A 25457-nucleotide genomic window follows, 5' to 3' on the forward strand; every position below is an offset into this window, starting at 1 on the left:
GGCCTCCTACAGGGCGGTGGCGGTGACCGGGCCGGCGAAAGCCGAGACGTTGCCCTCGGCCGAGACGCTGCGGAGCCAGTACCAGCGGGTCTGGCCGGTCGTGAGGCCGGTGCGGTCCCAGAACAGCGAGGTCGGCTCGGTGGCGAGCTTGATGGCGGCGGCCAGGCTGGTGCTGCTGGCCTCGAACACCTGTAGCCGCACCGCATCGGCGGGAAAGCCGCCGGACAGCCGGACGCCGCCGGTGATGCCGGTCGCGGTCGGCGCAGAGACGGCGGCCGGAATGGGGGCGGTGCGCCAGCCCGACACCGCGCCACTGCGGGCCACGGCGCGCGCCCGGAAGGCGGTCGGCTCGGCGGTGGGGATACTCGCCGCGGTGGCGCCCAACCCCGCCCCGTAGCCCTGCCACACAGCAACCGAGGCGGGCAGGAACTCCACCTCGTAGCCCGCGAGATAGGCCGAGCCGACCGGGGACCAGGACACCGCCAGGACGGCGAAGCTGCTGGTGGCTGGCGTGGTGACCGCGATGCTGGCGGGTGCACCAATGCGCCCAGGGTTGGGCAGCACGACGGAGGGACTGTCACCGGTGGTGCGCTCGTCCACCGCCGGGTTCCAGTCCCAGACCGCTGCATCCTCCTCGGCTAGCACCAGATCGACGCCGCCGTCCTGCGCCAGGCTCCAGCCGGTGATCCGCGCCGGGAAGGGCACCAGCCGGTCGAGTGCCACCGTCGCGCCTTCCCAGGGCCGCAGCCGCAGGGCGGAGAGCTTGGCCGGAAAGGCCACGGTGCGCTGCCGGCGGTTCCGCTCCAGCGCCACCTTCATCAGCCGCTGGACGGTGGAGGCGGAGGTGGTGAGCGGGAATTCGAGGTCGGTGTAGATCGCCTCGCCGCCATCCTCGGTGACGTAGTTGCTGGCCAGCAGCGGCGGGGCGTCGGTGGGCTGCCAGTTGGCCGAGGGCTCGACATAGACGGCGCGCACCCCGTTGAAGAGATCCCGCCGCGCCCGGCTGCCCTGGATGGTCACATCGCCGCGCAGGTCGTCCGAGGTGAGCGTCGCCACCGGCAGCGCCGGCCCCCCGGCATGGATGAAGAACCGCCCGCCAGAGACCACCAGCGCCCCGGCCATGGCCGCGACCAACTTTTCCGTAATCGCGATCTTGCCCTCGGCCAGCGAGAGCGTGCCGTTGCAGGTGTAGCGGCGCTCGGCGGTGCCGGCCCGGGTCCCCATGATCTCGTCACAGATATTGGCGGCGGCGATCAGGCAGGGGATGTCGATGTCGTCCCAGGTCGCGCGCCACCCGAAGCTGGCGGTGATGTACCAGGCCAGGCACAGCGCCGGGTTGTCCGACCAGCCGGTGATGCCGGTGCGCGGGTCCAGGATGGTGTCCGCTCCCTCGACGATGGCCGCCATGTTCGGCGGGCCGGAGGGGAAGGCCTCGGCGGTGATCTTGAGGCGGACGGCGATATAGGCGCGGCCCTGGCCGCGATGGGCGCTGGTCCACTTGCCGCCGGTCTCGGCGATGAGGTTGGCGTTCGCCGCCTGGCCAGGATCGCCGAGGTGCCGGTCCACCCGGACCAGGCCGGCGAAGCTGGCATCCGTCTCGACCTTGTCGCCCAGCGTGACCTCGCCAATGGCGCGCACCCGATGCGCGGCGACCACCACGACGGCGTAGAAGTAGCCATCCTCCCGGCCGGCATCGTCGGTCGCCGAGTGGATGAAGACGATGGGCCCGCCGACCTTGACACGACCGAGGACGATCTGGTGCTCGGTGATCGCCTGGCGGAAGGACTGCGTGCGGGTGGCCGCGGTGCTGGTGAGGGTGTCGGCGGCGACCGCGGCGGCGGCGGTCGAGGAGGCCCGCTTGGTCGGGAAGATGCTCTGACCGATGGAGGAGACGACGAAGGCGGTGCCGGCGGCGACCACCGCGCCGATGATGCCGCCGCCGACCACGGCCGAGGCGAGGCCGCCGGCCAGCACCGCAACGAGGGGGACGGCAGCGGGCATGTCAGCCAATCCTCCAGGCGGTGGTGCAGGTGGTGAGCGGTTGGCGCAGCAGTCCCCGCGGCCCGACGAAGACGGCGCGGCCGCCATCCACCCCGACGCCGAGCCGTGCGGGATCGCCGGCCAGCACGACGTCGCCGGCGCGGGCAAAGGTCGGCGGGATCCGCGGGAAGCCCGCGCTGTCGGCGGAGGCTTCGAGGGACGGCCTCACACGGACGGTCGGCCGTGTGCCGGTCACCGCCTCAACCGCGGCCAGCGCGAAGCGGGCACAATTCCAGCGCCGGGCGTCGAACGGCCGCGTCTCGACCCCCGACAGCAGGGCTGCCAGCCGGCCAGGCCAGTCCGGGCGACGGGTCACGACGCCGGCAGGGTGATCTGCGCCTCCTGCAGCGCCGGAACGTATTCGAAGAACCGGTCGCCCGGGTATTCGGCCTGCTGGTCGGCATCGGTGTAGCGCCGCACCTCGGCGCGCTCGAGGTCGACCAGCCGGCTCTCGCAGCTGAGCGACACCCGCGGCTCCGCACCGTCCACCACCTCCATGGTGTCCATCAGCCCGGCCCAGAGCGGGAATGGGTCGGCCACGAAGGCGCCCTCGGCGTCGAGCAGACCGCCCCAGAGCCGGGCGGTGCGCAGCCGGAAGCTGCGCTCGGCCAGCGCGATGTCGACCACCTCCTGCGGCACCGGCGAGAGCGTGAGCGTCAGCCGCACGGCGCGGATCTCGGTGGTCTCCTCGATCTCGCCGACGGCGCCGAGCGAGCCCACGCCCTCGAAGGTCATGCCGGCCCAGTCCAGCTGACCGAGCCCCGTCCAGGCGCGGAAGGGCCCGGAGGCGAAGTCGAGGTCGACAAGGATAATCGGCGTGGCGACGGGGGCGGTGGCTGCCGCGGCGGCCTGCAGCGACAGCCGCGGCGTGGCGGTGATGCCGGACATCAGAGCGATTCCTCAAGGCGGATGGTAATTGCGGTGAAGCGGCCGGGACGGGTCGGATTGATCGCCTCGTCGTCGGAGATCAGCCGCATGGCCACCGTCGGCTGGGTCAGCACCAGCGGCTCCGACACCGCGGCCGCGGCACGCAGCGGCGGGCCGATCGGAATGGTGGCGGTGCCGGTGCCCGAGGCGGTGATTGCCGCGGTCGCCATGTAGAGCCGGCCGTTCAGCCCGAAGTAGTCACCGGCGCCGACGGCGGAGGTGTTCGGCCACCAGCCTTGCGTCTGCAGGCTCAGCGCCCCGCGGGCCGCGCCGGCGGCGAGCGACGGATTGCCCGATCCGACGACCAGGCCGGTGCCGTCCGTGAAGATGGTGGCGTCGGAGAAGCTGTACGGCCCGGTCGGCACATCGCCCTGGCTGCGCGGATCGCCGGTGCGGTATTCGCGCCGCCAGTCCCAGATGCGCACCGTATTGACCGAGCCGGCCAGCGCCGCCAGCAGCCCCTCCAGCACGCCGGCGCGGACACGGTCGAGCGGATCGAAGGTGGCCTCGGCCATCCAGCGCGCGCCCTCGCGGCGCATCACCTGGGTGACGCGGGTGATCGGCGAGGCAAAGCGCAGCGTGTTGTGCTGGAGATAGAAGCTGAGGCGCGAGGGGCGCAGGACCGTGGGCCAGGCGTATTCGGTCATCCGCGCACCGTTTTGTAGGCCGCACCGCCGCGGCGGATGGCATCGAGCGTCATTGCCGAGGACTGCCGAGCGATCTGGCCCGACAGCATCCGTAGGCGCACTTCGACACCGGCGTCCGCACCGCGGGCGTCGATGTTCACGGTGGTCTGGATGGTGGTCCCGCCACCCGGCGCCGTGCCGTTGGGCAGCACAGTGCCGGCGAGGTTCGGCACGAACCATTCCGGTCCGCGGTCGCCGACGATATAGGGCTGGCCGGCCGCGACCGGCCCGCCCTCGGCGCGGAACAACCCGCCAATCCAGGAGCCGATGCTGTCCAGCCAGGATCCGGCGCCAAGCCCGGTCAGCCCGGCCGAGACGGCATTGCCGAGCGGCTCGGTGATGGTGCGGCGGGCGATGACGCGGGCGATGTCCTGCAGCAGGCCCTGCATCACCTTGGACAGCTTCTCGCCCTTTATGATCGCGTCCTCGAAGGCGCTGCTGAAGGTCAGGCCGAGATCGCGGACGGTCTCGCTGGTGCGCTCGGCGCCGCGCTGCACCCGCTCCTCGGCACGCTCCAGATCCTCCATGGCGCGCTCGGCCTCGCGCTGGATCGTCGCGTCGGGGATCGGCCGGCCAATGCGCTCGGAGCGCTGCACCAGGTCGGACAGCCGCTCCAGCCGGCGCTGGTAGCGCTCATAGGCGTTCTCGTTGCCCTCGATCAGCCGCTCGCGCTCGCGCAGGATGTCGTTGACCTCGCGCTCGGCCTCGCGCGCCTCCCGGGCGCCCTCATTGCTGGCGCGGCGGACGGCGGCGACGCGCGGCTCGAGGCGCCGCAGCGCCTCGTCTCGCTCCTGCAGCGCGAGGGTTTCGAGGCGGGTGCGGTCGGCCGCGGTGATGCCACCGGCGGCCTCGGCCTCGCGCAAGCGGCGGGTGCGGTCCTCGTACTCGCTGTTGATCCGGAAGCGGTCGTCGAGTGCCTTGCGCAGTTCCTCAGCGTCGGCGGCAGCGCGGCGACGACGGGCCTCCGCGGCCTGGGTAGCGGCGGTCTCCTGCTCGGTGCGCTGGCGCTCGCCGGCGGCCGCCTCGCCGCGGGTGATTTCCTCCTGAAGCTCGGCGTACTGGCGGCGCAGCTCCTCCAGCCGGGCAGCACGGTCCACACCGGCCTGCTGCTGCGCGGCACCGGCCAGGCCACCGCGGATCGAGCCGCGCCGGGGCTGGGAGCGCAGGCTGTCGCCCTGGCTCTCTGCCTCAAGGCGGGCAATCTGCGCGCGCAGCGCCTCGGCCTGGGCACGGCGATCGGCCTCCTGCTCGCTGGGGAGCAGGAGGCCGGAGCCGCGGCGCACCCCGTCCAGCACCCGGGCGGCGCCGGAGAGCGCGCGGGCCAGGGCGTTGGACAGGCCGATCGCCTGGTCGAGCCGCGCGAGGAACTGGTCGGCAGCGGCGGTGAGCTGCCCGAAAGCGCGACCGACCGAGAGCGGGGCGCGCTCGAACTCGCCATTCAGCCGCTCGACGGCGCGCAGCAGCGCCGGGAACACCGTGTCGGCGGTGAGCTTGCCCTCGGAGCCGAGCTTACGGAGTTCGCCGATCGAGACGCCGAGCTCGCGCGCCAGCGCCTGCGCCAGGGTCGGCAGGCCTTCGAGGATCGAACGCAGCTCGTCGCCCTGCAGCGTGCCAGAGGCCAGCGCCTGGGCGAGCTGCTGCGTGCTGGAGGCGATCTCCTGCTGCGAGGCGCCCGAGGCGATGGCGATGCGCTGCAGGCCGCCCACCAAGGTGGCGACCTGGTCGGAGGTGGCGCCGATCTCGCGGGCGGCGATCGAGAAGCGGGCGAAGGCATCGACGCTCTCGCGGACGGCGACGCCGGTCTGCAGGCTGTCGCGGTACAGCCGGTCATAGATCTCGCCAGCACGCTCGACGGAGCCCAGCGCGGTGTTCAGCCGGCCCATGGATTGGGTGAGCGCGTCACCAGCGACCACCACGGCGCGCAGGCCTGCGGCGATGCCGGCGATCTGCACGCCGCGGACGGCGACGTCGAGCAGGTCCAGCGCGCGGGAGGCACGGTCGGCGCCGCTCTGGATGCGCTCCAGGGACCGCTGACCAGTCTCGCCGACCTCGCGCAGCTCCTGCTTGACCCGGGCGGCATCGTCTAGCGACAGCCGGACCGAGACGCGGCGGGTGGCGTCAGCCATGCGTCACGCCTCCCGGTTCGCTGATGTGGTCAGGGCGCCGCGCGGCGCTGCCGGCGGCGAGGCCCATGCGCAGGGCGAGCAGCAGTTCCGCCGCAGCCCAGCCGGAGGCACCCATCTCGCGGGCGGTGACGAGTGCGGCCGGCATGTCGATGTCGAGGCCAGCCATGGTCGCCGTGGCGCAGGTGGTGCCAGCGGCCCAGCAGGCGGCGCCCTCGACGCTGGCGGGCGCGTGCGCGGCGTACGGGCAGGCGAGGCCGCAATCGCGATCGAGCGCCGCGCAGCCGCGGCAATAGTCAGGGCCCTGGCCGAAGTGCCATTCGGCCCGAGCCCTTAGCCGTTTCCCTCCAGGGCCACGGTGGCGACCGGGCCGGTGGCGCGATCCCAGAACGCGGCGGCCATCTCGTCCATGTCCATCAGCCGCTCGACCGCCTCGGGGGAGAGCGGCAGCGGCTTGCCGGTGGCATCGCCAACGCCCTCCCAGGCGGTGACGGCGTGGCGGGCGAGCGCCTTGACCAGGAAGGCGAAGGCAAAGCCGCGCGCCATGTCGGGGTCGAGGTCCTCGGACGCGGCCCGCAGCGCGCCGAGGCGGCGCGCGGAGCCGGCCTGGGCGGCGGCCATGACGGCGGTGTTGACTGGGCGGATTTCCACGCGGACACCGCGGGGAAGGTCGAGCCAATACGGCTCGACCGGGAGGTCGAGGGTGAGCATGGGTTCTCCATTTGCCGGAAATCCGGGGGGATCAGTTTCCGCCCAGCGAGATAGATCGGGCGACTGGATTTGGCCGAGAGCGAGCCATCGCTTGTGAGTCAGCAAATTCGAGAAGCTGACAGCGTCGCCAAATTAAGTGATGGAACTGTATCCAGCGGGGAGAGCGAAGTTGGCGAGATCGAATAAATTGAGTGGTCAGAAGGCCCCCGAGGAGCCGGTCGAGCGACTTCTCGAAACCATCCTGGATGATGTCTTGAGGGCGACCGCCATGACATCAGATGAGTGGCGGGCGTTAAGCCAATTTCCTCTGGTGCCGCTCGCCATTCCTGTCGGTCTCGGACGCGAGTACCGCGTCACGCAAGCCGGCGTGGATGCCGCGCACCGGCTAACCGAGCAGATCTGGCGCAAGCAGGAGAACTACAGGCAGACTGTCGCCAGGCCGGAGTTCAACAGGCTATCCTTCCAAGCCATCGGCGAAACCATCCAAAACTGCCGGTCTCACCTTCCGTCCGACGTCGGCGACGACGGCAATACGACAGTCGGCGATTTGTTCTTCGCTGCCATGGCTGCGGATTTTGTGCGCAACCTCGACCGGCTAGCCGATGCCGCCCGGCCCGATGTCGATCGCCACATCCCGTGCCACCTGTTCCACACCAGCCAAGGCGTACCGCTGTTCTCGGTCGGACCGGTCGAGCTCCTGCCTCGGGCAAACTGGATTGCCCGCTACGTCAAAAACGCAGATCAGCTTGGGCACATCCGACAGGTTGAGAGCGGCCAGATCCGATATGACCAACTCCGTGATCAGGCCCATGAGCGAAATAGTGACCGAGAACTTCACACGGCTTGGCAAGTCCTGAGCGCGCTTCGAAATTTCGAATGGGTTGCCACGATCAGGATGCAAGGCCACGAGCTCAGCCAGTCCCATTACAAGGCATCGATCATTATCGGCCTTGTGCTCGATGCGATCGGACTGCGCTTTCAGGCCGAAGATGCCCGGCGGTTCACAAAGGCCGGACGGCAACACCTCTTTGCCGAAGACCGTTTAGCGACCTCGGCTGACGGCTCCTTCTTGAAGGGGACGAGCGTGCAAATGCCGGGGCTGGGCTCCGCACCGGGCGCGCTCGCTGCGAAGATGCAAGCCGAGCGACCCTTCTTGGACGCCGTCGGCAAGGTCCTGCATGCCTATGTGGCAGGTCGACAGACCGGCCGTGGCCCGCACCTGGTCGAGCGTTGGGCGAACGCGCTTTACTGGGTCGGTGAGGCGCGGCGAGAAGCCTCGGATTTTATGGCCGTCGTCAAATATGGCTGCGCGGCCGACGGATTGTCTGGTGCCGGCGGTGACGCCGTAGCAATGACGACTTTCGCGGAAGCCGCGCTCAATCCAAAGGCGCAAGCCGCGACGCAAGGGTCGATTAGCATCGCCGACGCTGTCACCAAAGTGTATCGGGACGGCCGCAACAAGCTCGCACATGGTGAGATGGCGGGCCTATTTGAGGATCTCTCTGGCACCCGGGCCATCGGCGACGCGCTACTCGTGGCGCTGTTCGATGAGGTCACGTTTGAACTCGCCGCAGTGATCGAGCAGCGACCCGAGATTCTCACGCTTAGTGAAAAGCATGCTTATCGGGCACTCGAAGCTAGGCTGAAGCAGCGACCCTGAAAGTCGTGCCGACCTTCGGGCCGGGCCGCTGAGTGCGCGTCTCGGCCTCGAGAGGGCTTTTGGGTTTGCCGCTGCGACGGTAGCGGACGCAAGATCGAAATTGGGGTCGAGGTGGCTTCAGCCGATCCCCCAAGGAAGCAGTCCTTCATTTTCCCGAAGCGTGACTCAGGCGTACTCCGTCCCCGCCTGCTGGTTCCGCAGGACCGCAGTCATCATCCGCGTCGCCGTTGCGTTGAAGGCTGCGCGGAAATCGAAGCTGGCCTCCACGCCGGCCGGCCCCTCGATCGGCGTCTTCGCGAGCGCCAGATAGACCTCGTGCAGCGTGATGGTCAGGCTGCGGTTGGCATCAATGGTGAAGGCCAGGGCGAATTCCGCCGCGGTGCCGCCCTGCGCCTGGGTCAGCAGCGTCGTGTTCTCGAAGCGCACGGTGATCTGGCCGGTGCAGCGGGCGATTCCGGGATCCACCCCTTCGACGCGGCGATCGGCGCGGATGGTGCGTACGGCTTCCATGCCGTTGGCGTAGGTGATGCGCGCGCCGGTGACCTGCGCCAGCGCGACACTGCTGCGCGTGATGGAGCCCTGGGCCTTGTTGAAGGCGGTGTAGGCCGCGCTGGTCGGCGTGCCGCCTGAAGTCGCCCCCGTGCGCACCGAGCCCTGACCCATAAGCCCGAAGGTCGCGGTCGCAGCGCCGGTCGGCGTGAAGTCCATCTCCAGCGTGTCAGCGCGCACGCCGGTGCACACGTCGAACGACGGGACATCGGGATAGCCGATCTCCATGGCGTTGCTCGGTAGCGAGGCAGCGCCCGAGCCGAAGGTGTGGATGAAGTTGGTGGTGCCGGTGGTGGTAGGTGCCCTCAGCAGCAGCCGCAGCCAGTGCCCGATGTTGATCAGGTCCACCGGCACCACAGCCTGGCCAGCGACCGTGACCGTGTCGAGGAAGGGTGCGGCCGGATCCCGGTTGCTGCCCACGCCGATGACGTCGGCATCCAGCAGCGGCTGCTCCGCGCCGAGATCGCAGGACAGGAAAGGCATGCGCCGCCAGTTGCTGCCGGGGGCGGTGCCGTAGGTGGTCTCGGGCAGCATGAGCAGGCGGCAATTCGCGCCGATGGCACGGGGCATAGGCTTTCTCCTGGAAGGGGATCAGGCCAGCGGCGAGCCGGCGACGGTGAACCAGAGGGTGACGGGGACGGCGGCAGCGCGGGCTGCGGCGGCGCCCTCGAACTCGACGTCCTCGAAGGATGCGCTACCGGGCTGCGCCCATTCCACAGCCCCGCCGAGGGTGCGGTTGGCGGTGATGGCGGCAGCGATATCCACCAGCAGCGCATCGAGCAGGGTGTTGCGCGCGGCGGGCGTGGCGCCGGCGGCGGTGATTTCCACCTCGGCGCGGTGCTCGATCTGCCAGGCCAACGGGGAGAGGACGGGTGTCTCCTCCACCGTCTCGCCATCGCGGACCACGACCAGTCCACCGGCGGGAATGCGCTGCAGGATGGTTTCATCGCGCAGAACGATCGGCGCCGGGTTGCGGGCTGCCAGCGACGCAATCAGCCGACTGAGCAGCGCGGCGATGGCGGTTTCGCGCGCGCTCACGCTGCCCTCCCGCTCTCGCGTTCCCAGGCCGCCACGAACCGTGCCGGGAGCCTACGCAGCCCACGCTCCGCCGCGCCGCGCACGTCCAGCCGCTTGGCCAGCTTCACCTGGGGCAGCAGCAGGAACATCGGCACCATCCCCTGCGCTAGCAGCCCGCGCGCCCAAGCCTCGCGCCTCTTGCGGTTCGCGGTGCCGACCTCGGTCACGCCGCCGGCCACCAGCCGCGTGCGACGCCGGCGCCCGGTCTGCTCGCCCTGCCGCAGCGGCAGGCACCACACGAAGCCGCGGCCCGACTTGAAGGGCCGGAGGAAGGCCTGGCCGGACGCGAGCATCTGGGCGGGCGTCACCCGCATGCCCTTCTCGCCGCGGCCCCTGCGCCCCCGGGCCGCATTGAAGCCGGTCGGAATGGCAAGGAACTTTCGCCCACCCTTGGCGCGGATCAGTGCGCCGCGCTCGAAGGCGTCGATGACGCTGGGCACCTTCGTGAAGACCAGGCCGGCCGGCCGCAGCGACTGCCCGGACCGCGGGAAGATCATCGACCGCCAGGCATTGGCGATACCGCGCGCGTTGCCCGAGAAAGCGGTGGTAACTTGCCTGCGCAGCTCGGCCTTCACCTGATCTGTTTCGGCGCGGATCGCAGTCATCGCCGCGCGCTCGCCGGCGCGGACCTCGTCCGCCAGCACCTTGCGGAGGTCGCCCACGATGCTGGCGCCGAGGCGCATGGATCAGCGCCCGCCGAACTTGCGGCTGAGGATCCGCAGCAGCAGGTCGTGCAGGGCGGCATAGCCGAGCGTGCCGGCCAGCCAGGCCACCGCGAACAGCCACCAGCCATCGAGCTCGAAGGCATGCGCGATGAGCCAGGCACCCGTGCCCAGGCTGCCGCCGGCTAGCGCGTGCAGCAGATAGGCGCGGGTCAGCAGCGGTCGGTCGGTGGAGGAGAAGCGCGCCATCGCCCCGAGCGCACCCAGGGCGCCGGCGAGCAGCGCCTCGCCGACGATGCTGCCAATGCGCTCCGGGTCGATCATGGCGGTGCTCCTATCGGCGGCAGAAGACGCGCCAGGCGATGCCCGCGGCGTCGCGCTCGGCGTGCTGGACGGTCAGGATGTCGGCGCCGAGGGTGAAGGTGTCGTCCGCCTCGAGGCTGGGCAGCACGGCAATGGCGACGGTCAGGACATCGCTGGCCTGGATCACGCTGGTGCCGAAGGCATCGCCCAGCCGGTCCGGCGCCGAGTGGACCACGCGGAGCAGGACCGGCGCCCCGCTCCCGCCCGCGCGATAGGTCGCATCTGTGCCGATGTTCGGATCCGCGGCCAGCGCGTCCATAGCCGCGGCAAAGGCGCTCACGCCGGCCGCCGCAGCCGCCAGGCGAGCACGCCGACCACCGCGGCGGCGATGACCGCGATGGCCACCGCCGGTGCCAGCGTGCCCAGCGCCTGGATGGCGGGGGCGGCCTGCGCCACGGCGGTGGCGATGCCCGCCGCGTCCACCAGCACCGCGCCGCGGCCGGTGCCGGTGGCGGCAGCGACCTCCCGCAGCGTCACCGGTGGCGCCGGCGGCACGCCGGCCAGGGTCAGGGCCCGATCAATCACCGGTGCCGGATAGGACAGCCCGGCGCATTCGTGGTGGATAATGGCCTCGACCAGCGGGCGGAGGTGCTCGTGCCGATGCAGGCCGATCGTATCATCCGGTCCGACGCCGATCCGCTGCGCCACCACCGCGATATAGGCCGCGGTGTCGTTCTCCACCTTGGGCGCCCAGCGCTCGATGATCGCGCGCGGCGTGCGCAGGTTATGCCGGTCCTGGTAGGTGACCAGCAGGGCCGCCAGCGCGCGGATGCCGAACTCATGGCTGGTGAAGCGGCAGAAGCGCCCGTCCGAGGGCGGATCGACCAGTCCCTGCCATTTGTTGGCCGGGACGTGCTCGATGTTGCCCGGGTTGCGGTTGCGGTAGCCCCGCGTGGCCTTCGGATCGATGCTCACGTGCCGAGCGCCGGCACGCGGTTGAGCCACACCCGGACGGTGGTGTCCGCCGCAAGCGCCGCCAGGCTGGCGATGCCGACCTGGAAATTGCCGGTGGCGGTGGTCGTGATGCGCCGGTTGGTGTTGTCCCAGAAGACGCGCGCACCCGCGGTGATGGCGAGCGCCGGCTCCTTGGTGATGTCGAACACGCCCTGGGTGGCGGCCTCGATGATGGCGTTCTGCGCGCCATCGACCGCGGCGACGCCGAAGAGCGCGCCGACCAGGACGCCCTGGCCGGAGAGGATGCCGCCCGCATAGGGAACGGCGATGGCCAGGCTGTTGCCCGGCTGGACGTAGTTGCGCATGGAAATGGGAGCTCCAGAAACGCAGAAGGCGTCCCGAAGGACGCCCTCTGCATAGGTTCACGATGGGAGAGAGCAGCCGGGATCAGGTCCCCGGATTGAACCAGGCGCCGCGCCAGTCGATGGCCCCGACACCGAAGTCGAAGATCACCGAGACCTCGACACCGTCGACGCCTTGGACATTGCCGGTGGTGACCTGCGGCCCCTCCGCGCCGTTGAGATAGCCGTAGACGTAGACGGGTGCGGCGAAGGGATCGGAGAACAGGTACCAGCGGTTGGCGGGGATCAGCGGCTCGACCAGCGGCTGCACGAAGCCGGCATAGACGTTGGCGTTGCTGGTCTGTGTCGCCTGGACCGAGACCGTGAGCTGCCGGGCGGCGAGTTCCTGGTTCGGCCCGACCAGCAGGCGCATCTGCGACCCCACCGCGATGGGCAGCCCATCGAGCGTCCGCTGGCGCATCACGGCGGCACGTCCGAGCGCCAGGTTCGGCAGGTCGAGCAGGGTGCCGGCGCCCGCCTTGTTGAGCCGAGCGGCGCCGGTGGCAAAGACCGGCGCGGCGCCGGTGACCAGCGTCGGGCCGTCGCCGTTGGCGCTGTTCACGAGCGCATAGGCCGTGGCGTTCTCGAAGTCGGCCACGCGCCGGCCGATCATGCTGGCGAAATCTGTGAAGGCGCCGAGATCGTCGTTGACCAGCATCTGCCGCGTCACGCGGATGCGCCGCGCGAAGGTCTGCAGGAACACGAGCTCCTGGCTTTCCGACATGGTGCCGGCCTGGATCTCGCCGTTCTCGGACAGCGCCACGAGGTTGGGGAAGTCACCCACGCGCAGGTGGCGGTGCGGCTTGAAGTCCCGGAAATCGCGGCGAAGGAACAGCGTGCGATAGGTCGGCTGTGCCGGCGCGTAGGCCGCCAGCAGCATCTTGTTGGCCGCGGCCGAGAGCAGCGCGGGGAAGTCGCTGGTGGTGTGGAATGCGCGCTCGGCCAGGATGGTGGGGTTGCGCGGGATGTTGCGCTCCCCCCGCGCGCGAAGCAGTTCGCCCATCATGTCGGAGGGGCGCCAGCCCATGAACTCGACGTGGCGGCCGGCGCCAGGGCCAGTGCTGGGCACCTGGTAGCCGGGCATGGAGCGGGCGGCGAGCGCCTCAGCCATGGCGTCGAGCAGGCTGGCCGGATCGTCGTTGCCCGGGCCGGTCTCGGGACGCGCCGGGAGGGAGGGCCGCGGCGCGTTCTGTGCGAAGACGTCCCACAGGCGGCCGCGCAGCACCTCGGGCGAGATGCGGTCGCGGATGGCGGCCTCGCGCATGGTGTCGAGCATGTCGGGGGTCACCAGGCCACGGGCGCCGGCGAGCACCGGCTCGTAGGCGGCGATGCGCTCGACCGCGGCGCGGTCCGCCTCGGCACGGATGGCGTCGAGGTCTGGAGTCGGCAGTGCGGCACCGATCGGCTCGGGCGGGGTGGCGGGTGCGGTGGTCACGGGGATCTCCTGGGGCGTGTGTGCGACGGGCGGCGCCGGCGGCGCCGGCGCGGGATCCGGCGAAGCCGGCGTCGTCTCGGGCATGGTGGGTTCTTCGGTCAGGGCGGGTTCGATGGCGGTGTCGGAGGTGCCCTGGTCCCCCTCGCCTCGGATCACGGCCAGGCCGTCGACGGGGACGGGCACGATCGAGATCTCGTAGGGCTCCCAATCCACCGCGCGGTGGATGGTCTGGCCGGTGGCGGCATCGGGCCGGGGCTCGTAGCGATGCACCCGGTAGCCGACGCTGACAGACTGCAGCGTCCCGTCGGCGACCCGCTGCCAGACCGGCTCCACGTCATCGGCGCCGCTGAACTGAAGCGTGGCGTAGCCGCGGCCGGCCTCGAGGCGGGCCGCGGTGACGCGGCCCAGCACATCGCGTGTGCCGGCACGGCGGTGTGTGTCCAGCACGGGCGCCCGACCCGAGCGCAGCGCATCCATGCGCACCGCCTCGGGCCGCATATCGAGCTCCTCGATGATGGGACCGAGCGGCGGGACGAAGTTGCGGGCGCGGGCGCCAGTGCTCCAAACCACCCCGACGGTGCGGGCCGCGCGATTGACCGTAACGGGCGCCGCCAGGGCGCGGCAGGCCACGATCGATTGCCCAGCGGTGGGAAGTCGATCGGGCGCAGCGTCGGGATCCGGCGCGGGGCTGGGCCCCGCCGGTTCGATCGGTTCTGTCATGAGGAAGGTCCTGGGCTTAGGGCGCCGTGAAGCCCTGGAGGTTAGCGATCACCACCGCGCCGGCCGTCAGCGCCTGGATGTTCAGTGCGGCATTCGCGGTGGTGCGGAGCGGGGTCGGGAAGTCGATGTTGGTGGGGCCGAGATTGGCCGGCAGCAGCGCGCGCCAGACCGGCGTGGTGCCGTCGCGGATCTGGAACTCCGTGGCCGTGGCGCTGGCGTTCTGTACCTGCATCCCGGTCACGTAGCGGCGGATGCCAGCACCGCCCGCGGCCTGCACCGCGGTGTCGCTGCCGGTGGCGATGCCGGCCAGCGGGCCCGCATAGGTCCAGTCGGCCTCGGGGATGGCATAGGGCTTGGTGACGATCGCACCGATCAGCGTCGCCAGCAGGTCGACACCGCGCGCTGTCGTCACTGCCACGGGGTTCGCTGAATAGCCCGTGGCCGCCAGCACCGGCACGGCACCCGCCGTGTTGCGCGCCTGGCCGCCGACCACGCTGAGCGCGGGGGCGGCGGCGCTGAGCACGTTGACCCCGATACCCTGGCCGGCGACCGCGTTTGCGCGACCGGCGGTGATGGCGGTGGTGAGCTCGGCATAGTCGGAGATCGAGACGAACTGCAGCCGCAGGTCGGTGTTCGAGGCCGGCGCCAGGTTGCGACTGATCGTCGCCCAGCCGGTATTCACATAGGCGCCGGTGAAGCTCGACCCGATCAGGTCGAAGTTGCTCGCGTCGATGACCGTGATGGTGAAGGTGCCATTCGCCCCCGGCACGCCGGCGACATTGGCCACCGTCACGGAATCCGAGGTCGCATAGCCATGCGCGGCGCGGGTGATGCGCACTGCGCCGCTGCCGTTGTTCGCCACCGCCGAGATGCCATGGAAGATCTGCCGGTTCCGCACGCGGATGCGAAGGCGATACAGCGCCGAGGGGTCGGGCAGCTGTTGCTGGCGGGCGTAGGAGTTGGCACGCAGGCCGGTGCCGTCGAGCGCGCGGCCGTGGAAGTAGCATTCGTCGCTGTTGGGCTCGAGCTCCAGCACCGACCAGCCGGCCGGCGCGGTGGTGGGGATAGTGACACCGGAGGCGGTGCCGAGCCGCGGCGCTGCATCGCTGCCGACCTCGTAGTTCGCCAGGGTCGCGCTGATTCCGTCCAGGCGCCAGGCGACGATGTTGCGCTCGTCGGGCACGCCTGTTTCTGGCGTGACGCTGGTGAGTTCCAGCCAGGCGGTTTGGCCGGCGATGCGCTGACTGAGGTTCAGCGCCACCATCGCCCGCAGCGGCAACATGAAGCTCTGGCGGCTGAGCAGGACCAGCTCGTCATCCAACGTCGTGCCGGTGGAGATCAGCGCGGTGCCGTTCGCCACGGACAGCGTCATGCCGCTGCCGGTGGAGAGCACCTCCCAGCGGGTCGGGTTGATCGCGTCGCCACCAAAATTGTCGCGGAAGCGCCGGCGCATGCTTTTGACCCGGAGCATGTCGTCGGCCCAGTCATAGCCGCCTGGGATCATGGGGAAGCTCCTGGATTGGGGGCGGCGCCCGCATCGGCCGGTGCATCAGCACGGGGCGATGCGGCACCGGTGGCGGCGATCTCGATGGCGGTGAGCTGGGCGGCGTCCTGGGCCGCGCCGGACTTGGCGACGCGGCGCGGATCGCTGTCGAGCGAGAGGCCCGCCTCATCGAGCAGGGCATTGGCCTCGCGGATCATCTCGACGACCTGGCGGAAGTCGTAGCCAAAGGCGCCGACCGCCTCGGGCTGCGGCACGAAGCCCGCGCGCACCTGCGCAATGAGCGCCGTGGTGTCCTTGAGCGGATCGATCATCTCGTGCGCCGGGGGGACGTGCGACAGGCCCTCAGGCACGTCAGCACCCCAGAGCCCGAGCAGCGCGCCCTGCGCGTGGAAGCGGTCCGCGATCGGCCGCACCAGCATCGGGATGAGCATGCCGTACTGCACCTGCTCGCACAGGCGGCGGAACTCGATCTTGCCGGCGCGCAGGCTGGAGTAGTTCGCCTGAGTGAGATCGCCGGCGACCTGGTCGTAGGTGAGGCCGGTGCCGACCGCGGAAGCCTCCAGCGCGCGCCGCGCGAAGGCGGCATGCGATCCACCCCCACTCGGATTGACCACCTCCACCGAGCCCATGCCCCTGCGGTACAAGATCATGCCGGGCTCGAAGCTCTCGACCGTCCGGCCCTGGGCGTCGCGCAGCAGGCCCGACGCCGGGCCGGTCATGGCCTCGTCGCCATCCTCCGAGACGACCGCGGCCAGGCAGGCCTCAATCTTCGCCTTCATGAGCAGGGCAGCCTCGTAATCGCCGAGGTCGCGCAGCCGGGTCAGCACCGGCGCCAGCCAGGACACGTCGCGCAGCTGGCCGGGGCGGCGCTTGCGGTAGATGTGCAGCACGTCGCGGGCCGGCACCGCCTCGCTGGTGAGCCGACCGCCCGAGGGGGTCAGCCAGGAGGCGCCGGGGTGGATGCGGTGCAGCCAGTAGGCGGCGGGCTCGCCAGCGTCGCCAAGGGCGATGCCCTGCAGCGTGGGCAGGCCCTCGACTACCCCGTTGCGGGCGGTGTCGAGGTGATCGCTCTCCAGCACCTGGAGCCGCAGGCCGATCGGGTTGGTCGGTGTGATGGCGGCGGGCAGCAGCCGGACGAAGCACTCACCGCTCTCGACCACCGCGCGCATGACCAGCGCCTGCAGGCCGTAGAGGTCGAGCCGCCCCTCGGCGTCACAGGCCGTGCTGTCCGACCAGCGGCGCCAGGCCTCGGCATGCGGCTTGTCTGGCCAGCGGGTGGTGATGCCGGCTCCCACCGCGTTCCCGGTCCAGAGATCGACGATGCGGGCCGCGTAGGGGTCGTTGCGCACGGCGTCGCGGGCGCGGCGCGCGACGGTGGGCGCCGCAGCACCGACCTCCGCCGTGGCGCTGCTGCCGGAAGCAGCCCAGCTCGAGGCGCGGCTGTCCTGGGCGGCGGCATAACCCCGGAGCGCGTACCAGGCATCACGAAGGCGGCCCATCACCTGGTTCCCTCGCGGGAGAAGCTGGCGAAGGTCACGCTGGGGCGGCGCGCGGCGGTGTTCTCCGCAGCGTGCAGGACGGATAGCGCGCGGCCGAGCTCATCCAGAGAGCGGTATTCCACGGTGCGTCCGTCGAAGGTCACGCGCGTGGTGCCGCCGGTGAAGGCGGCGGCGAGCACGGCGGCACGGGTGCCAGCGGGTTGGGCCAGCGCCCAGGCGAGGACGGTGGGGTCCATCACGTCCTCCTTCAGCGAAGCCAGCCATTGCGTGGCGCGAGCCAGCCACGCGGGCGCTGCGTGTCAGATACGACCTGGGTTGGCGCTGTTGCCGGTGCCGCCGCGGGTGCTGGCGATGGTGATGCGGTGAGCGGCGCATCCGCCGCCTCAGCCCGCAGCCGTGCCCAGAACTGCTCGCCATAGCGATCGGCGCCGATCAGCCAGAGCGCCGCGCGCGCCAGCACGGCGCAGTCCAGCGCCTCGTTCCGCTCCCGCAGCTTGGCCCATTCCTGACGGGCAAAGCCGCGGCGATCCTTCGTGGTGCGCAGCTGCTCGGCGACCAGCTGCTTGATCCATTCGACGTCGATCGCGCGCGGCAGATGCACCCAGCCGGGCGGCAACTCCTCGGCATCGCCGCGGCCGAGCCAGAGCCGGCGATAGAGATCCGCCTTCCAGGTCGAGACCGAGACGGTCCAGAGCTTCAGGCCGCGGCGGAGCTTCTGACCGTTGACCAGCGCGTCCACCGGCGTCGGGCCTTGGACGGGCTGCGCCCGGTTCCAGCCGTCGATCCCCTTGGTCGGCGCGATGCGCGGATCCCGGAGGCGCCGCAGGTGGCCATAAACCGCGGCGGTGTCGCGGCCGCCGGTGTCGACGCAGAGCCTCGCGATGCGCATCGCGCCGCCGCCGTGCCGCGGCCAGTCGCGGCCTAGGAGGCGGGCCAACTCATCCCAAGGCTCCCGGTCCCGCGGGCTGCCCGGGATCACCACGTGGTCGACGAGCCAGGAGGAGAAGCCCTCGGCCCACCCCCAGACGTCGCATTCCAGGCGGTCGTCCTGGACGTCCACGCCGGCGGTCAGCACCAGCGCGCCGGGCGGGACGACGCCCATCCGGAAATCCTCACGGCGCTCGACCAGGCGCTCCCAATCCGGCGCCTCGCCTTGCTCCTGCCAGGTCTCGCCGAGCACGGTGTTCTTGAAAGTCTTGATGTCCTCGGGCTTGCCCTGGGCGGCCTCCCAATCCCGGGCGATCTGCGCCCAGGACAGCCAGCCCACCGGCGAGTAGAGCGCCGAGATGTGAAAGCCGATGGTGTGCGGATCCTGGCCCTCGGCCATCGCGCGCCACTCCCCGCCGCCGAGCATCGCGGTCTTGTCGTGCTCCTGCATCGGGTGGTCGCAGGCCGCGCAGTGATACCGCGCCGTCTCCGGCGCACCCTTCTCCCAGAGCAGCCGCTCAAAGCGCAGCCACTGCATCTCCCCGCATTCCGTGCACGGCACGAAGAACCGGCGCTGGTCGCTGGCCAGATACTCCCGCTCGATCCGGCTGCGGCCAGAGATGGTCGGCGTGCTGACCAGGAAGGCCTTGCGCCGCCAGCCGAAGGTGCGGGCGCGCGCCTCGGCGAGCGCGATGGGATCACCCTCGCCGGCGACGTCGCCGGGATAGGCATCCACCTCGTCGAGAAACAGGAACCGCGCGGTCATCGAGCGCAGCCCGACCGCGCTGTTCGCGCCGGTCAGCACGAGGATGCCGCCGGGGAATTCCTTCGACAGCATCGTGTTGCCGCTGTCGCGGGCACGAGCCGGGGCGACGCGCTCCCGCAGCGCCGGCGTTTCCTCCAGCAGCGGGTCGATGCGCTGGCGCGAGAAGCGCTTGGCCAGTTCCACGGTCGGCTGCACCGCCAGGGCGGGTGCCGGCACGTGGTGCATGATGTAGCCGAGCCAGTTGTTGCCGCTCTCGGTGGCGCCGACCTGAGCGCCCTTCATGAAGACGACGCGCCGGGCGGGGTGCACCGCCGACAGCGCGTCCATCACGTCCTTGAGGTAGGGCGTGCGGCTGGTCCGCCAGGGGCCCGGTTCGGCCGAGGCGCGGCTGCCCAGCATGCGGTGGCGCTCGGCCCATTCCGAGACGGTGAGCTGCGGCGGTGGACGCAGCATGGCGCCGACGCGGCGGCGCACATGCTCACGGCTGCGGAGACCGGTCCCCTCCGAGGCCTGCTGGATCGAAGCGATCGGCCGCCTCCGTCAGCAGGTCGTTGATGTGGCTCTGCAGGATGGTCTGCAGCAAATGTGGGTCGACGCTGATCTCGGCGGCGATCAGGCCGGCGACGCGGGCCGGCCAGTTCAGCAGCGCGTCGCGCATGGTGCTGCCGATCTCGTCGAGTGCGGCATTCGCCTCGGTGACATCAACCAGGCGGCGCTTGGTCTCGTCCAGCGAGAGGCGCTGCGCCTCCACCTTCAGTGCGAGCTGCGCGACCTTCAGCCGGGCGAACGGCGTGCCATCCGCGCCGGCGCTACTGGCCAGGGGCGAGCGGGCGGGATCGGCGGTCTCAGTCAGGCGGCGGCGGGTCTTGTCGATGTCCCACTGGCCGTCCGGCTCGCGGGCGATGCGGCCAGCCCGTTCGGCCTTGTGGATGGCGGTGTCGCTGACGCCGAGGCGACGGGCGGCCTCGCGCGTGGAGGCGGTGAGTTCCGGCATGGCGGCGACCTCCCGCCGCACGTGATGGTCATCACGAGCAAGGGCCCGCTACCGTCCGGCGGCGGGCCCTCGACGTGTCCGGCTCCGTGGTCAGGCCGGCAGGTGGTAGACTGTGTAGGAGCCGCGGGCGCCTTCCTTGTTCGGGCCGACCTGGCGGACGCGCTCCAGCACCTGCACCTCGATCCCCTGGCGCTTCTTCAGGCCCGCGAAGAAGCCGCGGACCGTGTGACCCTGCCAGCCTGTGGCCTCGCAGATCTGCGCGATGGTGGCGCCCTCCTCGCGGCGGAGCAGGGCGAGGACCTGCTCCTGCTTCGTGCCTTCGCGCGGCTTCCGCGGGGCGCCGGGCTCGCGCGCGACGCGGGCGGGCTTGCCGGCGAGGGCGGCGCGGAGGACTTCGATGGCGCGGCTGATCGGGTTGTCGGTCGCGTCCTGCGCCGGGCTGGCGTCCCAGGCGGCCAGAACCGCCGCAGCGGCGTCGCGCAGGCTGGCGCGCGGGGCAGGTGTGGGCGAGCCCTGGGCGTGTTCGGTTTCCTCCGCGGGGGCATCCCCCTCGGCGGCGTCGTCCGCGCCCGTGCGCGCCGTGTCGGGCACGCTGCCCTCAATGCCGGAGCAGTCGGGCTCGCCGGCCGCCGCGTCGCCTTCATTCGGGTCGATGCCGATGGCGCGCAGTCCCTCGTCGGTGATGCGCGCCACGATCCAGGTTCCGTCGTCATCCTGGCGCCAGCCGAGCCCGACATGCTCCCGCGGGGCGTTGATCTCGGTGAGCAGGTTGTTCTTGATCAGGCTGCGAAGCACCGCGTTGCGGGCGGCGGCCGGCAGGGTCTTCGGCGCGCGCGCGAGGCCCATCTCGTGCTGCGCGGCGGCGCTCAGAATCACGCGCTGGCTATCGGAAAGCTTGGTCATCGTGGTGGTCTCCGGTTCCGGGTGCCTGTCATCGGCCCCTACTGCCGGAAGCCCCGCCGGCGCTGCCGGTCGGGGCGGTGCGGGAGTGGCCTGCTTCAGCAGGCGTATTCGCCGCGGCGGAAATGCTGATCCGCGATGTCCTTCAGCTTCGCGGTGGCATCCGAAAGCCAGGCCGCTTCGCCCCAGAGCACCGTCTCCGGATCAGCGCCGAAATGGTCCGCGCTGGCCTGCGTGAGTTCGGCGAGGAGGGCGTCGAACTCGGCCTTCTTCGCGAGGAAGGCGGCCAGGCTGCGTTCCTGGTTGCGGGTGGCGCGGGCTTCGCGGTCGGTCATGGTCGTCTCCGTCGTGGTGCAGGGCGGGGTGCTCTGCGTGTGACGGACCATTCGCGCTGTGGCGCACACGAGCCAAGCAAGATGCAGCGTTATCTTATTGCTTTGATTTAACTTTTCGGATCGACAGATGATCCCCGCCGCTCCCAAGATTGGCGCCCTGGCGCAGAGCAACCGAGGGGCCATGTCTGCGGCATGAACACGTCCAGCACCGCACCCACCACGACCGTCTACTACGATGGCGCGTGCCCCATCTGCTCACGCGAGATCGGTCAGTACCGCAAGGTCCAAGGCGCGGAACGGCTCGACTTCATCGACGTCACCGCCTGCGATGCGAACGGGCTCGGTCCTGGCCTGTCGCGTGATGCGGCGCTGGCGCGCATGCATGTACGGCGCGCGGACGGCAGCCTGGCGTCCGGTGCCGCCGCCTTCGCCGAAATCTGGCAGCAGCTCCCGAAGCTCGCATGGGCCGGGCGGCTCGCAGCATCGCCGATCGTGCTTCCCGTCCTGGAGATCGGATACCGCGTCTTCCTGCGCGTCCGGCGACTCTGGCGGTGACACGCTACGACGCGGCGGCGGCCCGGCACGACGCGATGTCCGCAAAGATCCGCTCGTCACCCTCCAGCACGGCGGCTTCGCCCGTCGCCTCCTGCCAGCGCCGCACGATGACGTCGGCATAGGCGGGGTCGATCTCCAGCAGCACGGCGCGCCGCCCGGTGCGCTTGGCTGCGATCATGGTGGTGCCGGAGCCACCGAAGCAGTCCAGCACCGTGTCGCGCGGCTTGCTGCTGTTGCGGATGGCGCGCTCGACCAGCGCCACGGGCTTCATCGTCGGATGCAGGTCGTTGCGGGCCGGCTTGTCGAAGTGCCAGACATTCCCCTGGTCGCGCGCGCCGCACCAGTAGTGCTGCGCGCCGGCCTTCCAGCCGTAGAGCATGGCCTCGAATTGCTGGTGGTAGTCGGCGCGGCCAAGCGCGAAGGTGTTCTTCGCCCAGATGATGGTGCTGGACCATTTGCCACCCACCTCCTGCCAGACGCGATGCAGGGTCGGCCACTCGGACGAGGACATGCAGACGTAGCAGGCGCCCTTCGTGACCGAGAGCAGATTGGCCAGCGCGGGACGTAGGAACTCCGGAAAGCTGCCGCCGAGCGCGTCATTCGCAATGGTCATCTTGGCGGCGGTGCCGCCCTCGTAGGCAACGTTGTAGGGCGGATCGACGAAGCCCATGTCCGCCAAATGGCCGGCACCGAGCGCGCGCTGCACGTCGGCCAGTTGTGTCGCGTCGCCGCAGAGCAGGCGGTGCTCGCCACAGCGCCAGAGGTCGCCGGCCCGGGTGACCGGCACCACGGGCGGCGGTGGCGCGTCGTCGGCATCATCGCCGACGCCGGCATCGGCCGCGGCCAGCAACCGGTCGAGCTCCATGCCGGAGAAGCCCAGCACGTCGAGGTCGACGACCGCCTCATCGCGGATGCGCGCAATCTCGGCGGCGAGCAGCGCCTCGTCCCAGCCCGAGTTCAACGCGATCTGGTTGTCGGCCAGGCGCAGCGCACGCGCCTGCGCGGGGGAGAGATGGCCAAGCCGCAGCACCGGCACGGAGATGAGGCCCAGCTGCTTCGCGGCCATGACGCGTCCGTGGCCGGCGATCAGCACGCTCTCGGCGTCCACCAGCACCGGATTCACGAAGCCGAATTCGGCGATGGAGGCTGCGATCTGCGCCACCTGAGAGGGCGAATGCGTGCGGGCATTCTCGGCATAGGGCACGAGGGATGCGACCGGCGCGCTGCTCACCATGAGATCAAGCTGCATCGGCCGTGACCTCCTGCCGCGCCGCGGCGACGGCGTCATAGTCGCGGTCATCGTCCGCCAGGATGACAGGCGCATCGGGATGCAACATCCGCCAGCGCGCAATCGCCAGGTCGACATAGGCCGGGGCGAGCTCGATCGCGCGCACGCGGCGGCCGGTGCGCCGGCCGGCCAGGATCGTTGTGCCGGAGCCGCCAAAGGGCTCGAACACTACGTCGCTCTCGTCGGTGTACGCCCGCATCAGGAACTCGGGCAGCACCACCGGGAACACCGCGGGGTGCTCGGTCTCGATACCGCGCCCCTTGTGGCGGGTCAGGCGGAGCACGTTGTCGGGAATCCGGAAGTCCTGCACCGGCAGGCCGGCATGCTGGTATTCCGAGATGGTGCCGTCGGCGGCGCGCAGCCCGCTACCCTTGTTCGGCGTGCCAGCCCATTTGCAGGGGACGATCTTGTTTGCCTGGCGGGACTGGCGATTGAAGTGGAAGACGAACTCGAAGGCCGGCGCAAGGCGCCCATTCCAGTCGCCGGGCAGGCCGGGCCCCTGGTCCCAGGTGTAGAGCCCGAACCGGCGCCAACCACGGGCGCGCATCCAGTCCAGCCAGCCGGACCAGTAGGGGATCCATTCATTGTCGCGATGGATCAGCCCGAGGTTCACCAGGACCTGGCCGTCAGGCCGCATGGACGCGTCGAGATGCTGGAACACGCCCTGCATCAGGGCGTCCCAATCTGTGCCGCCGCCGGTGGTGTAGTCGCGCTGGTTCCCATAGGGCGGGCTGGTGAACAGCAGCGCGGCGCGGTCCTGGCCCATGACGCGCGCCACGCTGGCGGCGTCGGTGCTGTCGCCGCAGAGCAGGCGATGGTCGCCCAGCAGCCAGAGATCGCCGGGACGGGTGACGGCCTGGCGCGGCGGCTCCGGATCGGCGTCGGCGGGATCGTCCGCCGGCGCATCCTCGGCGCCTGCCGTGCCCGCTGCACCGCCCCCCTCGGCGGGATCCGCAGACAGAGCCTCGGGCGCGTCGCCGTCGGATACAGCATCTCCAGCCGCCGCGAGGATGTCTGCGAGCTCATCCGCCGAGAAGCCGAGTGCGGCGAGATCAATCTCGGCCGCCTGGACGCTGGACAGCGCGTCACGCAGCAGCGCCTGGTCCCAGGTCGCGTTCTCGGCAATGCGGTTGTCGGCGAGCCGCAGCGCCTCCTTCTGCGCCGCGGAGAGGTGCCGCAGCACGATCACCGGCACCTTGGCCATGCCGAGCGCGGACGCCGCCTCGAGGCGACCATGGCCGGCGATCAGTACGCCGTCCTCGTCCACCAGCAGCGGGTTGGTGAAGCCGAAGGCCATCACGCTGGCCTTGATCTGCTCCAGCTGCTCAGGGCTGTGGACGCGGGCGTTGCCGGCATGCGGGCGAAGCTCCGCCACCGGACGCAGCAGGATCTTCGCCGCCATCCAGGGGAGCGTCATGATGCCATCCGGTTTGCAGGTGGTTTGCAGGGCCGCGGCGCGGCGTCGGTTTGCAGCTATCGATTTGAAGCCGCGGGCGAAGGCTGCAAACCGCAACCCATATTTTCCGCCTGGCGCTAGCGATGTTGCGCGCTTCCGCCCCCCGCATACAGCTGGGCCAGGAAGGACCCTGCGGCTCGAGAGCCACTGTCTCGATGGAGCGACGCTGTGGCTGGTGAGCCGCGGCGGCGTCGAGCTACACGATCTCGACGTTCCTGAGACCTACCACCAACGATTCACGTGCCGCCACGGGGTGAATTGTAACAGGGCCGCCCGGCTGATATGGCGTTGGTGGCTCGGCCGATTGGCCGGCCCAGTGGTCAGCGGGTTGACCCTGCGCATTGGCTGACGCGCGACCGTCCGAGCAGGTTCTCTGGAGCCTAGACATGGAGCAGAAAGCGCCCACCGCGGCGGCCCCCAAGAAGCCGCGCGCGAGCGGCACGAACACACACATCGCGGGCGAAATGTTCGTCGCGGCCGAACTTGCGAAACGTGGCTACTCGGTCTCCCTGACCATGGGCAACGCGAAGGCCGTCGACCTTTTCGCCGAGAAGGACGGCCGGGCGATCTGCATCCAGGTGAAGGCCATCGCCCACAAGAGGAACGTCGGATGGCCGCTCAATCCTGATCTCTCGCGAATTCTGGACGGTGTGATCTACGTCTGCGTGATTCTCAACGGCCTCGACGAGCCGCCGACCTACTACGTCCTTCCGCCCGCAGAGGTGAGGAAGCGTGGGAAGCGCTACAACACGAGGGCCATCCTCGACATCGGGAAGGTGCGCGGCACCGAGTTCCTCGGCGCGTGGCACCTCATCGACGCGGCGCTCACGAAGCCCGAGGACGCGATCGGCAAGCCGCTCAGGAAGCGGCCGGTGACCATCAAGTAACGCCCCTTCCTTGGCACCTGCTGGGGCAACAAGCGGTCTGCTCAGCGTCAGCTCATCAGCCGAGACGAAGGGGCGTGTCAGGGCCCGCGAGAGTGCAG

The 25457-nt window shown here is 70.5% G+C and carries 27 protein-coding genes; 3 read left to right on the top strand and 24 right to left on the bottom strand.

What is annotated here, in order from left to right:
- Window positions 1-6 precede the first annotated feature (6 nt).
- The 7 genes from BLR02_RS10575 to BLR02_RS10600 all read right to left on the bottom strand — a co-directional run bounded on the left by BLR02_RS10575 (window position 7) and on the right by BLR02_RS10600 (window position 6487).
- Window positions 7-2001 (bottom strand): phage tail protein, encoded by a 1995-nt coding sequence (locus BLR02_RS10575; protein ID WP_090662945.1) that lies wholly within the window; start codon window positions 1999-2001, stop codon window positions 7-9.
- Between the two features lies 1 nt (window position 2002).
- Entirely contained in the window at window positions 2003-2356 is a 354-nt protein-coding gene (locus BLR02_RS10580) for a DUF6950 family protein (RefSeq protein WP_090662947.1), read from the bottom strand.
- Window positions 2353-2928: a hypothetical protein gene (locus BLR02_RS10585; protein WP_090662949.1), complete on the bottom strand. Its 576-nt coding sequence runs from the start codon at window positions 2926-2928 to the stop codon at window positions 2353-2355. Before BLR02_RS10585 ends, BLR02_RS10580 begins: the two co-directional genes overlap by 4 nt.
- Window positions 2928-3614, bottom strand: a complete 687-nt coding sequence (locus BLR02_RS10590) for a hypothetical protein (RefSeq protein ID WP_090662951.1) — start codon at window positions 3612-3614, stop codon at window positions 2928-2930. Before BLR02_RS10590 ends, BLR02_RS10585 begins: the two co-directional genes overlap by 1 nt.
- Window positions 3611-5779 (bottom strand): tape measure protein, encoded by a 2169-nt coding sequence (locus BLR02_RS10595; RefSeq protein WP_090662953.1) that lies wholly within the window; start codon window positions 5777-5779, stop codon window positions 3611-3613. The genes BLR02_RS10590 and BLR02_RS10595 overlap by 4 nt, the downstream gene beginning before the upstream one ends.
- The gene (locus tag BLR02_RS29425) at window positions 5772-5945 is read right to left on the bottom strand and encodes a hypothetical protein (RefSeq protein WP_176849496.1); all 174 of its coding nucleotides are present in this window, start codon (window positions 5943-5945) and stop codon (window positions 5772-5774) included. Before BLR02_RS29425 ends, BLR02_RS10595 begins: the two co-directional genes overlap by 8 nt.
- A gap of 164 nt (window positions 5946-6109) precedes the next feature.
- Window positions 6110-6487, bottom strand: coding sequence for a hypothetical protein (locus BLR02_RS10600; RefSeq protein WP_090662955.1), 378 nt, complete (start codon window positions 6485-6487; stop codon window positions 6110-6112).
- Between the two features lie 169 nt (window positions 6488-6656).
- Here BLR02_RS10600 and BLR02_RS10605 point away from each other — a divergent pair, with 169 nt between their 5' ends.
- Window positions 6657-8147 (top strand): hypothetical protein, encoded by a 1491-nt coding sequence (locus tag BLR02_RS10605; protein WP_218127911.1) that lies wholly within the window; start codon window positions 6657-6659, stop codon window positions 8145-8147.
- Window positions 8148-8312: 165 nt separating this feature from the next.
- Here the strand turns inward: BLR02_RS10605 and BLR02_RS10610 are convergent, their stop codons facing one another.
- The 15 genes from BLR02_RS10610 to BLR02_RS10680 form a co-directional block, all read right to left on the bottom strand.
- The gene (locus BLR02_RS10610; protein ID WP_090662958.1) at window positions 8313-9266 is read right to left on the bottom strand and encodes a phage tail tube protein; all 954 of its coding nucleotides are present in this window, start codon (window positions 9264-9266) and stop codon (window positions 8313-8315) included.
- A gap of 21 nt (window positions 9267-9287) precedes the next feature.
- Entirely contained in the window at window positions 9288-9734 is a 447-nt protein-coding gene (locus BLR02_RS10615; protein WP_090662960.1) for a hypothetical protein, read from the bottom strand.
- A complete protein-coding gene (locus BLR02_RS10620) occupies window positions 9731-10456 on the bottom strand; it encodes a DUF6441 family protein (RefSeq protein ID WP_090662963.1) in 726 nt (241 codons plus the stop codon). The genes BLR02_RS10615 and BLR02_RS10620 overlap by 4 nt, the downstream gene beginning before the upstream one ends.
- A gap of 3 nt (window positions 10457-10459) precedes the next feature.
- Window positions 10460-10759, bottom strand: a complete 300-nt coding sequence (locus BLR02_RS10625) for a hypothetical protein (RefSeq protein ID WP_090662965.1) — start codon at window positions 10757-10759, stop codon at window positions 10460-10462.
- A 10-nt stretch (window positions 10760-10769) separates the two neighbouring features.
- Window positions 10770-11078: a head-tail joining protein gene (locus BLR02_RS10630; RefSeq protein WP_090662967.1), complete on the bottom strand. Its 309-nt coding sequence runs from the start codon at window positions 11076-11078 to the stop codon at window positions 10770-10772.
- The gene (locus BLR02_RS10635; protein WP_090662970.1) at window positions 11075-11713 is read right to left on the bottom strand and encodes a hypothetical protein; all 639 of its coding nucleotides are present in this window, start codon (window positions 11711-11713) and stop codon (window positions 11075-11077) included. The genes BLR02_RS10630 and BLR02_RS10635 overlap by 4 nt, the downstream gene beginning before the upstream one ends.
- Entirely contained in the window at window positions 11710-12057 is a 348-nt protein-coding gene (locus BLR02_RS10640; protein ID WP_090662972.1) for a DUF2190 family protein, read from the bottom strand. Before BLR02_RS10640 ends, BLR02_RS10635 begins: the two co-directional genes overlap by 4 nt.
- Before the next feature lie 82 nt (window positions 12058-12139).
- Window positions 12140-14158 (bottom strand): prohead protease/major capsid protein fusion protein, encoded by a 2019-nt coding sequence (locus tag BLR02_RS10645; protein ID WP_245704733.1) that lies wholly within the window; start codon window positions 14156-14158, stop codon window positions 12140-12142.
- A gap of 106 nt (window positions 14159-14264) precedes the next feature.
- Window positions 14265-15752: a hypothetical protein gene (locus BLR02_RS10650; protein ID WP_090662976.1), complete on the bottom strand. Its 1488-nt coding sequence runs from the start codon at window positions 15750-15752 to the stop codon at window positions 14265-14267.
- Window positions 15749-17251, bottom strand: a complete 1503-nt coding sequence (locus BLR02_RS10655; protein ID WP_090662978.1) for a phage portal protein — start codon at window positions 17249-17251, stop codon at window positions 15749-15751. Before BLR02_RS10655 ends, BLR02_RS10650 begins: the two co-directional genes overlap by 4 nt.
- Window positions 17251-17487 carry a phage head-tail joining protein gene (locus BLR02_RS10660; protein ID WP_090662980.1) on the bottom strand — a complete coding sequence of 79 codons (237 nt, stop codon included), beginning with the start codon at window positions 17485-17487 and terminating at the stop codon, window positions 17251-17253. Before BLR02_RS10660 ends, BLR02_RS10655 begins: the two co-directional genes overlap by 1 nt.
- Before the next feature lie 11 nt (window positions 17488-17498).
- The gene (locus tag BLR02_RS10665; RefSeq protein ID WP_342670574.1) at window positions 17499-19418 is read right to left on the bottom strand and encodes a phage terminase large subunit family protein; all 1920 of its coding nucleotides are present in this window, start codon (window positions 19416-19418) and stop codon (window positions 17499-17501) included.
- Between the two features lie 4 nt (window positions 19419-19422).
- On the bottom strand, window positions 19423-19938 hold the full coding sequence (locus BLR02_RS10670) for a MerR family transcriptional regulator (RefSeq protein ID WP_090662982.1): 516 nt from the start codon (window positions 19936-19938) through the stop codon (window positions 19423-19425).
- Between the two features lie 90 nt (window positions 19939-20028).
- Window positions 20029-20841 carry a DUF3489 domain-containing protein gene (locus BLR02_RS10675; RefSeq protein WP_245704734.1) on the bottom strand — a complete coding sequence of 271 codons (813 nt, stop codon included), beginning with the start codon at window positions 20839-20841 and terminating at the stop codon, window positions 20029-20031.
- A 95-nt stretch (window positions 20842-20936) separates the two neighbouring features.
- A complete protein-coding gene (locus BLR02_RS10680) occupies window positions 20937-21173 on the bottom strand; it encodes a hypothetical protein (RefSeq protein WP_090662983.1) in 237 nt (78 codons plus the stop codon).
- 192 nt (window positions 21174-21365) lie between these two features.
- Between BLR02_RS10680 and BLR02_RS10685 the strand changes: the two genes are divergently transcribed.
- Window positions 21366-21728 (top strand): thiol-disulfide oxidoreductase DCC family protein, encoded by a 363-nt coding sequence (locus tag BLR02_RS10685; RefSeq protein WP_090662986.1) that lies wholly within the window; start codon window positions 21366-21368, stop codon window positions 21726-21728.
- A 4-nt stretch (window positions 21729-21732) separates the two neighbouring features.
- On the opposite strand, the gene BLR02_RS10690 is transcribed toward BLR02_RS10685, so the two are convergent.
- Both BLR02_RS10690 and BLR02_RS10695 read right to left on the bottom strand, forming a co-directional pair.
- Complete coding sequence (locus tag BLR02_RS10690; RefSeq protein WP_090662988.1) at window positions 21733-22977, bottom strand: site-specific DNA-methyltransferase; 1245 nt, start codon at window positions 22975-22977, stop codon at window positions 21733-21735.
- Window positions 22967-24433, bottom strand: coding sequence for a site-specific DNA-methyltransferase (locus tag BLR02_RS10695; protein WP_090663255.1), 1467 nt, complete (start codon window positions 24431-24433; stop codon window positions 22967-22969). Before BLR02_RS10695 ends, BLR02_RS10690 begins: the two co-directional genes overlap by 11 nt.
- A 425-nt stretch (window positions 24434-24858) precedes the next feature.
- Here BLR02_RS10695 and BLR02_RS10700 point away from each other — a divergent pair, with 425 nt between their 5' ends.
- Window positions 24859-25359 (top strand): PDDEXK-like family protein, encoded by a 501-nt coding sequence (locus BLR02_RS10700; RefSeq protein WP_090662990.1) that lies wholly within the window; start codon window positions 24859-24861, stop codon window positions 25357-25359.
- Window positions 25360-25457 lie beyond the last annotated feature (98 nt).

Origin of the sequence: Belnapia rosea (genome assembly GCF_900101615.1) — a bacterium.
Classification (GTDB): Bacteria; Pseudomonadota; Alphaproteobacteria; order Acetobacterales; family Acetobacteraceae; genus Belnapia; species Belnapia rosea.